General features: G+C 61.8%; 9 protein-coding genes. 1 reads left to right on the forward strand and 8 read right to left on the reverse strand.

All coding sequences use genetic code 11. The features are described 5' to 3' along the window. Together BW09_RS00620 and BW09_RS00625 are read right to left on the reverse strand one after the other, a co-directional pair. Positions 1–1539 carry a sugar ABC transporter ATP-binding protein gene (locus tag BW09_RS00620; protein ID WP_140462526.1) on the reverse strand — a complete coding sequence of 513 codons (1539 nt, stop codon included), beginning with the start codon at positions 1537–1539 and terminating at the stop codon, positions 1–3. 142 nt (positions 1540–1681) lie between these two features. After that, entirely contained in the window at positions 1682–2671 is a 990-nt protein-coding gene (locus tag BW09_RS00625) for an ABC transporter substrate-binding protein (RefSeq protein ID WP_044088641.1), read from the reverse strand. Positions 2672–2958: 287 nt separating this feature from the next. Here BW09_RS00625 and BW09_RS00630 point away from each other — a divergent pair, with 287 nt between their 5' ends. Then, complete coding sequence (locus BW09_RS00630) at positions 2959–3228, forward strand: hypothetical protein (RefSeq protein WP_044088642.1); 270 nt, start codon at positions 2959–2961, stop codon at positions 3226–3228. 90 nt (positions 3229–3318) lie between these two features. Here the strand turns inward: BW09_RS00630 and BW09_RS00635 are convergent, their stop codons facing one another. The 6 genes from BW09_RS00635 to BW09_RS00660 all read right to left on the reverse strand — a co-directional run bounded on the left by BW09_RS00635 (position 3319) and on the right by BW09_RS00660 (position 15790). Next, entirely contained in the window at positions 3319–4920 is a 1602-nt protein-coding gene (locus BW09_RS00635; protein ID WP_241451108.1) for an LpqB family beta-propeller domain-containing protein, read from the reverse strand. 119 nt (positions 4921–5039) lie between these two features. Further along, positions 5040–6881 (reverse strand): MtrAB system histidine kinase MtrB, encoded by a 1842-nt coding sequence (gene mtrB / locus BW09_RS00640; protein ID WP_140464576.1) that lies wholly within the window; start codon positions 6879–6881, stop codon positions 5040–5042. 26 nt (positions 6882–6907) lie between these two features. Next, positions 6908–7627 carry an MtrAB system response regulator MtrA gene (mtrA, locus tag BW09_RS00645; protein WP_044088644.1) on the reverse strand — a complete coding sequence of 240 codons (720 nt, stop codon included), beginning with the start codon at positions 7625–7627 and terminating at the stop codon, positions 6908–6910. A 73-nt stretch (positions 7628–7700) separates the two neighbouring features. Then, on the reverse strand, positions 7701–9080 hold the full coding sequence (locus tag BW09_RS00650) for a replication-associated recombination protein A (protein ID WP_044088645.1): 1380 nt from the start codon (positions 9078–9080) through the stop codon (positions 7701–7703). Between the two features lie 63 nt (positions 9081–9143). Further along, positions 9144–11717 (reverse strand): RNA helicase, encoded by a 2574-nt coding sequence (locus BW09_RS00655; protein WP_044088646.1) that lies wholly within the window; start codon positions 11715–11717, stop codon positions 9144–9146. Positions 11718–11974: 257 nt separating this feature from the next. Further along, complete coding sequence (locus tag BW09_RS00660; protein WP_258184900.1) at positions 11975–15790, reverse strand: 5'-nucleotidase C-terminal domain-containing protein; 3816 nt, start codon at positions 15788–15790, stop codon at positions 11975–11977. Between the last annotated feature and the right edge of the window lie 8 nt (positions 15791–15798).

Below are 15798 nucleotides of genomic sequence, written 5' to 3' on the forward strand. Positions count from 1 at the left end.
TCACGCCTCCTTTCCGTTCACGTTGGTGTTGGCGATGGTTTCGACGATGGTCGCCTGGGAGACCGTGTCGCCGTTTTCGATTTCTGCGATCTTGTGGCGATCCTTGAGGACCTCGATGTCATCGGACAGGCGCACGACCTCTTCAAGCTCGGAGGAGATGAAGACGACGCCCATGCCCTTGGAGGCAAGGTCGAGGACGACCTGCTGGATTTCGGCCTTGGCGCCGATATCGATACCACGGGTCGGCTCGTCGAGGATGAGCAGTTCGGGGTGGGTGGCCAGCCAGCGGCCGATCAGCACCTTCTGCTGGTTACCACCGGAGAGGTTCTTGATCGGGCGATCAGGGTCGCGCGGACGAACGTTGAGTTCCTCCATGTACTTGTCCACGATCGCGTCCGCTTCCTTCTTCGGAATCGGGTTGAACATGCCACGGGTGGCCTGCAGGGCGATGAGCATGTTCTGGCGGACGGTCAGGTCGCCGATGATGCCCTCGTCACGACGGTTCTCGGTGGAGTAGGCGATCTTGTTCTTCAGGGCGGTGTACGGGTCGGAGATGTTGACCTTCTTGCCGTTGAACTCGTACGTGCCCGAATCCGGCTTGTCGGCGCCGTAGAGGAGACGGCCGAGCTCGGTACGGCCGGAGCCCAGCAGGCCGGCGAAGCCGACAACCTCGCCCTTGTAGATGTCCAGGTCAACCGGGTTGATGGTGCCCTTCTTGCCCAGGCCCTTGACCTCGAGCAGCGGCTTCTCACCGGGCTCGATCTCGCGGCGGGACTTCTTGGCGCCGATCTGGCTCAGCTCGGCGGCGGACTTGCCGATCATCATGCCGATGAGCTCGTCGCGCGGGGTGTCCTTGGTCATGACCTCCTTGATGAACTTGCCGTTACGCAGGATGGTCAGGCGGTCGGTGATCTCGTAGATCTGGTCGAGGAAGTGGGAGACGAACAGGATGGCCACGCCCGAGTCACGCACCTTGCGCATGATCTTGAACAGGTCCTGCACCTCGTTGGCGTCCAGGGAGGAGGTCGGCTCGTCGAGAATCAGCACCTTGGCGTTGATGACCATGGCGCGCGCGATGGCGACCAGCTGCTGCATGGCGATGGAGATGGAGCTCAGCGGGGTGTGCGGATCAATGGATTCCAGACCCATCTGCGCCAGATACGTCTTGGCGGCTTCGTGGGTCTTCTTCCAATCGATGCCGAACGGACCACGCTTTTCATGGCCCAGCATCACGTTTTCACCGACGGAAAGGTTGGTGCACAGGTTCACTTCCTGGTATACGGTGGCGATGCCGGCGTTCTGGGCGTCGAGCGTGCCGTTGAAGCTTTGCGGCTTGCCTTCCACGGTGATGGAGCCGGCGTCGATCTTGTAGACACCGGTCAAAGCCTTGATCATGGTCGACTTGCCTGCACCGTTCTCACCCATGAGAGCGTGCACTTCGCCCGGGTACAGGGTCAGGTCGACACCGTCCAAAGCCTTGACGCCCGGGAATTCAATCGTGATGCCCTTCATCACGACGATAGGGGTTTTATCAGTCATGTCTTTGCCTTAAACGAAAAGGGATTTGTTATCGTTTTGTGATGTTTCGGCCGAACATGAGTGATGGTGTGGAAGGATTCGGAATCCCTCTCACACCATCATTCACTCAGTTCGGTTCGTCTGCATCAGGATCGGGTTGCCGTCAGTATGCGCGGCTGCCGTTGTCCAGGGCTTCCTTGGCGGAAGCGGCATCGAAGGTCTTGGACTCGATCTGGATGTCCTTCTCGACGGTCTTGCCATCCAGGTAATCCTTGACGGCCTGAGCGGTCTCCTTGCCGAAGATCGGGTTGTACTCGATCACGTAGGAGAGGTCGCCGTCCACCAGAGCCTGCAGGGCGTTCTTCGTACCATCGATGGTGATGATCTTGACCTTGCCCTTGAGGCCGGCGGCGTCAACGGCCTGAGCGGCACCGAGGCCCATCTCGTCGTTCTGGGCGAAGATGAACTGCGGGTTGTCGGACTTGTACTTGTCGAGCAGACCTGCGGTCACGGTCTTAGCCTCATCAGTGGACCAGTTGGCGGACTGGGACTCGAGGACCTTGATGTTGGAGCCGATCTTGTTGGACCAGCCGGTGCCACGGTCCTTCACCACGGACAGGCCGGCGGGGCCTTCCAGGATGAAGCCGTTGGCGCCGTCCGGGAAGTTCTTGTTCACGAACTCGGCGGCCTGCTCGCCAGCCCATTCGTTGGACGGTCCGATGTGGGAGACGATGGCCTTCTTGGCGGCGTCGTCCTTGACTTCGACGTTACGATCCACGGTGAAGACCGGAATCTCGGCCTCAGCGGCCTTCTTCAGAGAGTCATCCCAACCGGAATCCTCAGTGGAGGACAGGATGATGGCGTCCACTTCGTCGTTGACGAACTTGTTGAATGCCTGGATCTGCTTCTGCTGATCGTTGTTCTGGGTCGGAGAGTAGACCAGTTCGAAGCCGGCGTCGGCGAACGCAGACTTGATGTCGTTCTCGTTTGCGGTACGGAAGCCGCCCTCAGGGCCGACAGCCACGAAGCCGACGGTCTTCTTGCCACCATCGCTGCTGCTGCCACCGGCATTGTTGCTGGAACCGCAGGCCGCGACGCTCACCAGAGCGGCAGCCGAAGCAACGAGAGCAATGGCTTTCTTCCAATTCTTCATGAAAACTCCTCCTCGAGCAATATTCTCTGGATGTTCTTCCATCCACATTGATGACTCCATGTCATCGACAGTTATCAGTATGGAACGAACAGGCGCATTGTTCAATCGTGAGCGATAACAGTTTGATAACAGGTTTATAACAAATTGGTAACAGTGGCCCGAATGCGCCCTATTTCGGCGAATTCATGCCGATTTTCCGCCATAATGGTACATGGTTGCACGGTGGCAATGCCGCCCGTCAGCCGGGCGACAAGGTTGCCGCAATACAGTTCACAGAAAGGGAAACTATGAAGACCGTGTTCCTTATCCTCAAGCAGGTGGATGGCGTCAAGCATCTGGCAGGCGTGGCGGAGACCATCGGCGACGCCGCTGACCTGCTGGCCAAGTGGGAGCCTGAATGCCCCGACAACTTCAACTTCCTGGGCACCAAGGAAGAGTATGGCGTGACCCGCCACCTGTTCAACATCCCGTTCAACATGGAATACCTCATCTACGAGGTGCCGCTGAACTCCGAGGTGCCCGCCGAGCTGTTCAAGAAGGAGTACGGCGGCATCTGATCCGCCTGCCACAGCCGCTCCCGCCTCGCAGCCGGTTTCATCATGAGCCTCCTCATACATGAGGAGGCTCATTTGTTGTTCCTTGTCACTTCATTGGGAGCCCAGAGCGTCAACCTGACTATCGGCTATGGACCAGGATCCGTCCAACGACCCGGACACCGAACGGACATTGCCGGTGCTGTCGAGTACGGCAAGACGACGGTACAAACTGATCTGCCCGGATGCCATCGACACTATCGAACCTTCGGGCAGCCTTTGGTTGACCGCCGGCCCCGGCACGATCTGACGGTACGCAGCCTGATTGCCGTCGGCAGACACCTCGGTGGCGTACACCAGATTGAGGTCGTTATAGAACGTCAGCATGGCCACATGCTGCACCTGGGAGACCAACGCCGCAGCATCGCTCAACCCGGTCACCGTATTGGACGAATCCCGTATGACCCCGGTGACGGCCACGCCGCTCAACGCACCGCCATCGATGGCCAATGCCAGCCTCGAACCTTCCGGCGAGACGTTCACCGAAGAGACCTGCCCCCCGTAATCAAGCCAGGGAATCTCGAGTCGCACGGTTTTCCCATCGCTGAACACGTACAGCGTCCGTCCGTCTTCACCGACTCCCCACACCTCGCCGTCCGCTCCGGAAGTCAGTGATTTCAGCCTCGCGCCACCGAATGCCGTGCCGCAGGATCCGCCATTCGCGTTCAGACACTCCGCGATGCCATTGGAGTGGAGCACCGCTCCCCCATTCGCCGAATATGCGAGGCCTGACGCATCCTCGGCATCCGACACATCCGCTATGCGCAATGGGCTGGAGCTGGACAGGGAAACGATGTGGCCTCCGGTCAAGGTATATACGCCGACCGCAGGCTGATCGACGCCGAGCTTGAGGTTCGTATCGGCATCCGAATAATCCACACCGTCGCCGGTGACCTTCAATGAATAACCGGTGCCCCCATCACCAAGCGTCAATCTGATGCGGTGCACGAGGATGGCGCGATCCTCATCGCTCATCGCATTGATGCCGCTGGTCAGTCTCACTTCGACCACATTGTTCTGCACCGGAATCGAATCAGTCGTCAACGATATCGAGGACACGTCCGCCTGTTTCACCGCGCCTCGCAGCCAGTCCGGAACATCCCCCAGCACCTCCAGGACCGCCCGCGCGCGCCAATTGCGCCAGCTCAGCCAGCGCACGTCCGGAATCATCTGCTTGCCCGAGGAAGCCACCTGATACACCGAGACCTGACGGAAGACCTGATCGAAATCAGCGACGGAAATCACCACGCCATCGTCCAAACGGGAGATGCGCCATTGCCCTTTATGCTGGACCAGTGTATACGGGATCTTGCGTGGCTCGCTGTCGTGCACCGGACGGTATGAGCCGTTCTGGTCCAATGTGCCGACGACCTGAAGCTCGACCTCCACAATCAGAGAGTTCTCCGTACCTTGCGGCGATGTCAGAGTATTGGCGCGACGCCGGAAATCAGGAGTGCCGTTGTAGATCAGCGCCGCACCATCGCCGTCCCATGCCGCCGAGGCCGACGAGGCTAGGAACTGACGGGCCACGTGGTATCCGTCGGATTGCACGCCTGCCGGCATGGCGTCATAGAACCCTTTGACGATGCTTTCCGGCTGTGCGTCTTCAACCGGCCCCTGTGGATTGGTATAGACACGACGGGACTGTTGTTCCATGGGTTCAAGCGTCTGCACATTGCCGCTGGACGGCAATGCCAGAGGGCTCGAACATGCACTGACCGTCAGACAGCACACGAGCGCCATGGCCAGAGAGGCCGCTGAACGACACCATCTGTTCATTGTGGACCTCCATTGTCATCGGGCTGGTTTTCCGAATGCGCATCGTCCGCGGACGCCTGAGCCTGAACCTGAGCCCGAGCCTGAACCCAAGCCTGAACCCGAGCCTGAACCGTATCCGATGGCGGATGTCCCGCCGCAATCTCCCCGCGTTCGGCGACCGGGCTCGCCGCCACACCGAATCCTCCAGTCACCGCGAAGTCGTCAGCATCGGCTCCGCGGAACGCGATGGGCAGGTCCCCTTCAGACAGATGAGCTCCTCGCGGATCGCACGGCAGTGCTACCAGGAACCAAGTGCCTTGGCCGATCGCCGAGCGCACGGTGATTGAACCATGGTGCAGCATCGCATCGGTCATCGCGATGGAAAGCCCCAGACCCGTACCTCCGGTGATGCGCGAGCGGGAGGGGTCGCCCCTCCAGAACCGGTCGAACACATGAGACACGGTATCCGCGTCCATGCCTGCGCCGAAATCGCGCACGCTGATGACCACGGCCTTGCGGTTGGCGGCGATACGAACCGCAATCGGCCCGTTTTCCGCGAAATCGACGGCATTGGCCAGAAGGTTGCGGATGATACGTGTGACGCGTCGGACATCCACTTTGGCCCATACCGGCACGTTGGGCAGCATGGTCCGGATCTCCACATGTTTTGCCGCAGCGATGCCGGAGACCTGATCCACTGCGTCATTGACCGGATCACGCACATCGGCATCAACGGCATCCAATGCCGCGTATCCGGCATCGTACCGGGAGATCTCAAGCAAATCTGCGAGCATGTCCTGGAATCTGTTGATCTGTCCGGACAGCAGTTCGATCGTGCGCCGCGAGGCGGGATCGAAACCATCCCTTTTCATCTCCAGGAGATCGGAAGCCATCCGCATCGTGGTCACCGGCGTGCGCAGCTCATGGCTGACGTCAGAGACAAACCGTTTCTGGGATGCGCTGGCTTCTTCAAGCTCATCGATTTTCTGATTCAGCGAATCGGCCATACTGTTGAACGACCGCTGCAGAACGCCAAGCTCATCCTTGCGATCCACCTTGACACGCGTGTCCAGATCACCCGAGGCCAGCGTCGCCGCGGCGTCGGCCACACGTTCCACCGGATGCACGATGCCACGTATCACCAGCCACATCACCACGCCCACCGCTATCGACAGCATGGCGCAAACAGTCAGCAGACTCAGCTGAATCTGCGTGAGTGACTGCTGCTGCAACGTATATGAATACACAGCGAAGAATTCGAGGTCTCCCGCCAGCCCGTAATCAAGCACCGTCCCCAACACGGCTCCCGGTGTATTCCCGGTCATCACATCCGAGGCGATGGATAGCCCCACCGGCTGATAGAACACATTGCCATCAAGGTCGGAGGCCACCGCGGAACGCATGTCTGCGGTGATCACATCCTCATACGTCGGTTCTGTGGACACCGGGATGATGGAACGCGCCGTGGATTTACGGCTCCACAGGTAGACGCCCACGAGATTGGAGGAGCCGTCCGATTGCAGGTTGGACGCCAGATCGTTGACCAGCTGCTGGATCTGCACCGTGGTGGTGGCATCCGAAGCGTCCAGATTGTTCTGGGCCTGTTCGACCATATTGGAGAAATCGGCTTGGGATTGTGACGTGGTCTGAGTCAGCAATGAGGCGCGTACAGACACCATGGAGACCACGGAGAACACTACCGCGACCGATAGCGTCAAAATCACTGTCAGGGCCACTGTACGCGCCTGCAATGAACGTCGCACTTCAGATCGGCCATGGCGCAACAGACGCCTGACGCTGAATCTATGGCGAGACACCGGCTCGGCACGATGCTCCCGGCGCCCCGTATCCCCGCTCATCTTCGGCGTCTTGGAGTCAGACACCGTCAGCCCTCAGGCGTAACGAACTTGTAGCCAATGCCGCGCACGGTCTGGATGATCTGCGGGTTCTCCGGATCATCCTCCACCTTGGCGCGCAGGCGCTGCACATGCACGTTGACCAATCGGGTGTCGCCCGAACTCTCATACCCCCACACGTCATGCAGCAACGCCGAGCGGCTGATGGCCTCACCCGCAGCCGCCGCGAGCACGAACAACAGCTCGAATTCCATCGGGGTCAGGCCCAGGTCCCTGCCGTCCTTGGTGGCGGTATGCTCCAGACGGTCGATGACGATGCCGCCACGTTCGACATGATTGACATTGGCGGCGTTCGCAGCCGTCTCTGACCCACCAGTCGCCGACATTGGTGCGGCGATGCGGAAACGGGCACGGATGCGCGCCAGAAGCTCGGCCACCTTGAAAGGCTTGGGCACATAGTCGTCCGCTCCCGCCTCGAGACCCGCGACCACGTCGGTGGTGTCCGATTTCGTAGTAAGCATGATGATCGGCACATTCGAGGTCTGGCGAATGCGACGGGCCACTTCAGTGCCGTCCAGCCCGGGAAGCATGACATCCAGCAGAATCAGGTCCGGCTTGACCGTCGGGAACATCTCCACCGCCCGAAGGCCGTCCGTGCAGGTGACGGTCTGGAATCCCTCGTTCTCCAATACGAGGCTCAGCATTTCGCCGATGGCCTGATCGTCGTCGACAATGAGAATGACCGACATGCCCTTCCACGCTCCTCTGTTCGCACCGATTTCCCTACACCACCGTTGGAACACTTCACTGTTCCGTTACACTTTACCTCTTCCCGCCATCTTCGCCATGCAGAATTGGTCGGATTATCGCCAGGCGCTGGCTCACCTCATGCTCGTAACCGCGATCGTTGGGATGATAGTATTCCGTGCCGCGCAGCATCTCGGGCATGTATTCCTGAGGCGCCACGGCGCCGGGCCAATCGTGCGCGTACTTGTATCCCTCATGGTTGCCCCATTCTTTCATGAGCTTGGTGGGAGCGTTCCTGAGATACAGCGGCACCGCGCCGATCTTTCCCGCGTCCACGTCGGCAAGCGCGGCGTTGATGGCGTTGTAGCTGGCGTTCGACTTGGGCGCCGTGGCCACTGCGATGGTCGCCTCGGCGAGGATGATGCGCGCCTCTGGCATGCCGACCAGGGCCACGGCCTGGGCGGCGGCGACGGCGACCTGCAGGATCTGCGGAGCGGCGAGCCCCACCTCCTCGGCCGCCGCGATCATGATGCGTCGGGCGATGAACCGTGGATCCTCACCGGCTCTGATCATGCGGGCCAAGTAGTGGATGGCGGCGTCCGGGTCGGAGCCGCGCATCGATTTGATGAACGCGGAGATCACGTCGTAGTGGTCATCGCCGTCCTTGTCGTAGCGCACGGTGGCGGTGTCCATCACGTTGGCGACGACGTCCGGTGTGATGATGGGGCGGCGGGCGCCCTTCTTGCGGGCCTCGTCCCCCGTGACCGCACCGGCGGCAGCCTCGAGGATAGTCAGGGATTTGCGCGCGTCGCCTCCGGCCATGCGCACGATGTCGGCTATGGCCTCATCAGTGGCTTTGACTTCGCCTTTAAGCCCTCGTTCACTGTCCAGCGCACGGTGCACGAGCTCGGTGAGCTGGTCGGCTTCCAAGGATTCGAGCTTGACGACCACCGAACGGGACAGCAACGGCTTGATGACCGAGAAACTCGGGTTTTCGGTGGTGGCTCCGATGAAGGTCACGTCACGGTTCTCCACAGCAGGCAGCAATGCGTCCTGCTGCGATTTGGAGAACCGATGCACCTCGTCGATGAACAATACGGTCTCCTGGCCGCGCGAGACGAGACGTTCGTGGGCGCGGACGAGCACGTCACGCACATCCTTGACGCCGCTGGTCACGGCCGAGAGCTCCTCGAACACGCGGCCGGACTGCCCGGCGACGATGGTGGCGAGCGTGGTCTTGCCGACGCCGGGCGGACCGAAGAGAATCACCGAGCTTGGGGCCGTGAGGCTTCCCTTGCTGGCCGGATTGGCGAGGCGGCGCAGGGGACTGCCCTCCCCCAGCACATGCCGCTGCCCGATGACCTCATCCAATGTGCGCGGCCGCATACGCACCGCCAATGGCCGCGTCATCGTCTCCGGCGCATCCGACGCCCCGAACAGATCGTTCTGACTCATGGTTCCACCCTACAGCACGGCTCGAACATCTGTTCGATATGATGATTCGTGCATATTTCGAATTCAGTCCCCGTTGCCCACCTTGTAGTCGTAGAAGACCACTTCGCCGGTGTCCTGGGTCGCGTCGAGGTCGACCACACCTTCGATGGCCCAATCGTGGTCGCCATCGGAGTCGTCGATGATCTGGCGTACCTTCCATGTGTGCTCGTCCTGCTCATGCCGGTCGTCAAGCATGAACAGCTTGGGCGAACGCGCGTCCGCACCGATGCCGACGTATTCGTGCTCGTCGTAATAGTCGTCAAGCACGTCCTCCCACTCGTGTACGCCGTAGCCCCAGTCCTTGTCGAGCGCACCGAGTTTGTCGGGGTCGTCGAGGTCCATGAGCTGCACACGGCGGAACAGGGCGTTGCGAACCAGCACGATGAGCCCTCGCCGGTCCTCGACCACCTGGTTCTTTTTGCCGGGCGCGGCCAGGGATGCGGCAGCCTCGGATTGAGCTGAGGAATCTCCGGCGTTCTCCCACTCGTCCACCAGCGAGGAGTCGATGGAGCGGACGAGCACGCGCAGCCAGGAAATGATGTCCTCCAGCTGCTCGTCGCATTTCTCAGGCGGTACAGTGCGGGCCAGCGTGCGGTAGGCGTCCGACAGGTAGCGCAGCAGCGTGCCTTCGGAGCGGGCGATATTGTATCGGGCGATATATCCGGTGAAGTCGGAGGCGGTCTCCACCATGTCTCTCACCACGGATTTGGGGCTCAGATAGTAATCGTTCGCCCATGGCACGTCATGCCGGTACTGGTCGAACGCCGCCTCGAGCATGTCCTCCAGAGGCTTGGGATAGGTGATCTCCTGCAGCTTGTCCATGCGCTCGTCGTAGTCGAGACCGTCGGCCTTCATCTCCTCGAGGGCCTTGTCTCGCGCCTGGCGCTCCTGGGCGCGCAATACCTGCTTGGGGTCTTCGAGCGTGGCCTCGGCCATCGAGATGACGTCCAGCGCATAGGTCTCTGATTCGGGGTCGAGCAGTTCGAGGGCGGCGAGCAGGAACGGGGAGAGTGGCTGATCGAGTGCGAAATCGTCCGGCATGTCCAAGGTCATGAAATAGTCCTTGCCGCCGTCCTGCCTGTCCTCGGTTTCGATCACCTGTGTGTCGAACAGGGTCTGGAAGATCTCGTCGGCGCGCTGATGCAAATGCTCTTTCTGCTCCGGGGTCTGGGCGCTGTCGTCAATGAGGTCCTCGACGCGGGCGCGGGCGTCGCCGCCCTGCGCGACCTCGTTGAGCACCATGGAATGCGTGATCTTGAGATGCGGGACCAAGGTCTCCGGTTCGGCGTCGATGAGTTTGTCGAACGTGTTTTCGTTCCAGGTCACGAATCCTTCGGGCGCCTTCTTGCGCTTGACCTTCTTGAGCTTCTTCGGGTCGCCGCCTGCCTTGGCGAGCGCCTTCTGGTTCTCGATCTCATATTCGGGGGCCTCGGCAATCACCAATCCTTCGGTGTCGAAGCCCATACGGCCGGCGCGGCCTGCGATCTGATGGAATTCACGGGCCCTGAGCCGCCGCATCTTCGTGCCGTCGAACTTGGTCAGGGCGGTCAGGACCACCGAATGGATCGGCACGTTGATGCCGACGCCCAGCGTATCGGTGCCGCAGATCACCGGCAGCAGGCCCTGCTGGGCGAGCTGCTCGACCAGACGGCGGTAGCGTGGCAGCATGCCGGCGTGGTGGATGCCGACGCCGGTGCGCAGCAGCCGTTGGAGTATTTTGCCGAACGCCGTCGTGAACTTCACCCCCTTGATGGCATCCGCGATGGCCTGTCGCTGCTCCTTGCTGGACACGCCGGTGGAGGCGAGCGCCTGCGCGGTCTCCAATGCGGCGTCCTGCGAGAAATGCACGACGTAGATCGGCGTCTCACCGTTGCGGAAGGTCAGTTCGACGGTCTTCTCGAGCGGGTCGAGCGTGTACTCGTAGCTCAGCGGCACCGGACGAGGCGCGTCGGCGATCACGTCCACATCGGGCGTGTCGTTGAGGTCAGCGAGCTTGTCGGCCACGGCGTCCACGTTGCCGAGCGTGGCACTCATCAGCAGGAACTGGGTCTGTGGCAGGGTGAGCAGAGGCACTTGCCATGCCCAGCCACGTTCCGGGTCGCCGTAGTAATGGAACTCGTCCATGGCCACGAGCCCCACGTCCGCATGGACGCCTTCGCGCAGCGCCTGGTTGGCGAGAATCTCGGCGGTGCAGCAGATGATGGGCGCGTCAGCGTTGATATGGCTGTCGCCTGTGATCATGCCGACGTTGTCGCGCCCGAACACCTCGACGAGATCGAAGAACTTCTCCGAGACCAAGGCCTTGATCGGTGCGGTGTAGTACGAACGCCGGCCGGTGCACAAGGCGGCGAAATGCATGCCGAGCGCCACCAGCGATTTACCGGAGCCGGTGGGCGTGTTGAGGATCACATGGTCGCCGGCGAGCAGGTCCATGATGGCCTCCTCCTGATGCGGCCACGGCTCGATGCCTTTGACCTCCTGCACCCAGCCGAAGAACCGCTCGTAGATATCGTCGGCGGTGAGATTGCGCTGTCGTCCGTCGCCATCCCACTCGGGGGCCAGACGTCCCAGCGATCCATATTCCTTCTCGTCAGTCATAGTCCCCCAGTCTAGCCGCCCGTAATGCCTGTATGTGATTTCCCAACTGGCAGTCTGCCATCTCAACGTGCACGTCTCAGCGCCCACACTCAGCGCCCACAACAATCAGGGCGTCCGTCCACGCCCCGCCTATGAGCGGATTGTGGGCGGACGCCCTGATGCCGATGGCAGGCTAATCCGGCTTTTACCGTCATGCCGTCATGTCATGTATGCCGCATGATAGTGCTCTGTCATAACGGTTCGGCCGGCTGGGTTCTTCAGTGACGCGAGGCTTCGCGGCGCTTGATGACGAGCACCGTGACGCCACCGGCCGCAGTGATCGCCAACGCAGCGACCAGCGGAGCGATGGAGGAACCGGTGTCGGACAGTTTCTTGTTCGGCTTCGCAACCGGCTTGCCAGGCTGAGGCTTGCCGGGCTGCGGGTTGCCGCCCTCACCGGCTGCCACGGCGAGCGGCAGACTTGCCGTGGTGCCGTTGGTGGCGCCGACCACGGTGAGGGTCAGGTCACCGGCCTTGGTGTCGGCGGGAACCGTCACCTTGAGCGAAGCGGTGTCGCCGTTGTTGACCTGCGCTTCTCCCACGGTCTTGCCGTCGATGGTGGCGGTCAGCTTGGTCTCCTGCGGCACACCCAGAGAGGTGAGCGTGAGCTTGGAGAAGTTCAGCGTGAACGAGTCACCGGCCTTGACGGCCTTGGTCGGCACACCGGTCACGGCCACCGCACGGCGGTCGTAACGCGGCTTGAGCGGCGAGTTCTTGCCGATGTAGTCGATCCATGCGTCACGGTCGACCAGACCGGTGTCCTTGGTGTTCTTGCCCTGGGCGAAGGCACGGAAGTTGTCGCCGCCCTGGAGCAGGAAGCTGAAGGAGCCGATACGGTACTCCTTGTTGAGGTCGAGCGGCTTGCCGTTGACGGTCACCGAGGTGATGTGGTGGCCTTGGACGGCTTCCGGATCGTAGGTGTAGGACACGTTGTGCGACAGGCCAAGCTGCAGGTACGGGCGTGAAGGCACCTTGCCGTCAGCGGTGAGCTGCCACTGCTGTTCCAGAGCCTCCTTGAACTGCGCGCCGGTCAGGGTGGTGGTCCACAGATTGTTGAGGAACGGCAATACGGCGTTGGCCTGGGCGTAGGTGATAGAGCCATCAGCCGAGAGCGTGCACTTCTCGTTGTCGCCGGTCTTGCAGAACTCGGCGCGCAGGCCACCGGGGTTCACGACGCCGATTTCGGCACCGCCACGGTCGGCGGACTTCAGCGATTCGAGCAGCGAGTCGGCCACGAGGTTGCCCATCGTGGATTCGGATGCACGGTCGTCACGGGCGCCGTCCTTGAATGCGGTGGTGATGTCGGCGGCGATGGAGCCGACCTTCTCGTTGCCCTTCTTGTCGGCGACCTCAAGAGCCGCGTCCACGATTTCCTTGACCTTCTTGACCGTCTCGTCGCCGGACGCGACCAGCTCGTCATCGGACTTGCTGGTGTCCACCGCGTTGTTGTCGGACTTGACGTAGGAGACCTGGCCGTTGGCCTTGTCATAGTCGAGCACGACCTGGCCGACGTTCGCCGCGTAGCTGCCGGTCTGGATGATCGGGCGGTTGTTGTGGGCGGGATCGGTGTAATCGTACTTCATGTGGGTGTGGGCGGTGAAGATCACATCGACTGCCGGGTCGGTCTGGTCGACGATCTCCTTGAACACCGGGCTCGAGGCCTTCTGCTCGTCGAGCGTGGGCTTGCCGGTTTCGTCATCCTCGTTGGCGGGGGCGCCCTCGTGGTATTCGGCCACGATCACGTCGGCCTCGCCATTGGATTCATCGCCATCGGTGAGCTGCTTGGCCACGCGGTTCACAGCCTCGACCGGATCGCCGAAGTCGATGTCCTTGATGCCGCCGGGCGAGACCAGCGTGGAGGTCTCCTGGGTGACCGCACCGATCACGCCGACCTTGACGCCGTCGACGTCCTGGATGCTGTACTCAGGCAGGGCCGGGGTCTTGGTGCCCTTCTTGTAGACGTTGGCACCGAGGTAGTCCCACTGGGCTTTGTTGTTGCCTTCAGTGCCATTCATCACACGACCGGTCAGGTCGTCGTAACCCTGATCGAACTCGTGGTTGCCGACGGCGGAGGCCTTCACACCGAGCGCGTTGAGCACGTCGATGGTGGGCTGGTCACGCTGCACGGAGGAGTTGAACAGGGATGCGCCGATGTTATCTCCGGCTGCGAGCAGCAGCGAGCTGTTCGGGTATTCGGCTCGCAGCTGTTCGATGGTCGCCGCGAACGGAACCGTGAGGTTCTTGTCGATGCGGCCGTGGAAGTCGTTGAAGTTCAGCAGGTTGATGGTGGTCTTGGTGGAGGCCGGCGCTGCGGTCTCGATCCAGCCCTGACGCAGGGAGTGGCCGTCGGTCACGCCGTCGTCGGCCCAGAAGACCGGCTTGTAGCTCTTGCCGTCCACCACCTTGGACGCCTCGGCGTCGGGAGTGATGGCGTAGCCCTCGGAGTTCTGCGCGGCGATTTCAGCCGGGGTGTCGGTCAGCTTGGTGAGCTGGAGGGCGCCGTCCTTGAACTCGTAAGTACCGATCAGCGCCTTGGTGGCCTTCTCATCGGCGCCGATGGTGTTGTCGCCCTCGGCGATGAGCTGGTTATGCTCGGCATCCCAGAACAGGTCACGCGGTCCGGAGTAGCCGGCGTTGGTGGCGGCGGCCGGCAGCGGAATCTGGGCGACCGGGTAGGCGACGTCCTGACCGTCCACGGTGGCAAGGGCGAAGGCGTAGATCGCTCCCGTCTTCTCCAGCGCGGCGAAGAACAGGCCGCCGAAATCGTTGCGGGTGCCGGTCGGGTCGTACGCGTGCACGTTGTCCGGGTCGAGGTTCGACTGGAAACCGTTGGCGAGCAGCGTCGCGTCCGGGATGAATGCCACGCCCTCGATGCCGAGGTTCGCGTCGTCCTTACCCATCTGCACATCGAACCGGGTCAGCGCGGAGGTCAGGTTCCATTCGTTGACGGCGGTGAGGTCCTGCGCGCCGTCACCGTTGGTGTCGGTGGTCGGCTGGCTCACGTCGTAGCGCAGGATGGAGGGACGCGGGGTGTTCTTGTTCTCGTTGTCGCGCTCGGCACCGATGAACACGCCCTTGGAGGCGTCTCCATTGATCAGCGTGATGCCCTCGGAGTCGACTCCGCCCTTGCCGTCCTTGAAGTGCAGCTGCTTGCCGCCCTTGGTCTTGCCGTCCTTGTCGAACGTCCAGCCGTCGGCGGGATCCTGCTGCCACTTGCCGTCCTTGTAGACGAACTTGTTGATGGCGCCTGCACCCTTGGGGCCGGTGATGCCGAGGGTCGGGTTGAGGTCGTTGTCGGCCGCCCACAGCGTGCCGGGCTGTCCGTCGGCACCGGGCTCATAGACCAGTCCGGACAGGTTGCCGTCGGTGTGCTCTCCGGTGGCCTGGCCGGCGCCGAACTCATCCGTGCCGTCAATGGCCGTCACCTCGGCAAGGCCGGGCCATGCATCGACGGTGAACTTCTCAGTGTCACCGCTGCCAGGATTGTCGGGATTGGTGGTTTCGCCTTCCTTGACCATGCCATCGGCATCCGTGTTGGCCACGTAGACGGCGTTCTTGTCGTCGCCGTTCCAGCTGAAGCTCAGCACCAGCTTGCCGGTCTTGTCATAGACGCGGACCTTGTCTTCCTTGCCGAGACCGATGCCCGCAAGCTGGTCCAGGTTGAAGGTGGCTTCGCCGACTGCCGGCACCTTGGTGCCATCGGCGATGGTGTACGTATGGTCTGCGGAGTCCTTGTCATCACGAATCGAGTAGCCGGAAATGTCCACGACTGCGGTGTTCTTCGATCCGATGGTGACGGTGTCGGTGCCCACTTCGATGCGCTTGAGATACAGCGCCGTGGTTTCGTCCTTGATGATGTTGTCGTCGGAGTCCGTCTCGGCGGCGGTCGCCGGCGCGGTCGCAGCTGGCGGCTGGCTTGTCGGCGCGGCGAATGCCGCAGGCGTCATGCCTGCCAATCCCGCCAATGTGGCGATTGATGCGACAAGCGCGATAGCACGATTCGTGCCGCGCTTGAAGTCAGTGTATTGGTTCACTGCCCTGT

Source organism: Bifidobacterium sp. UTCIF-1, from assembly GCF_006408915.1.
In the GTDB taxonomy this organism is placed as follows: Bacteria; Actinomycetota; Actinomycetes; order Actinomycetales; family Bifidobacteriaceae; genus Bifidobacterium; species Bifidobacterium reuteri.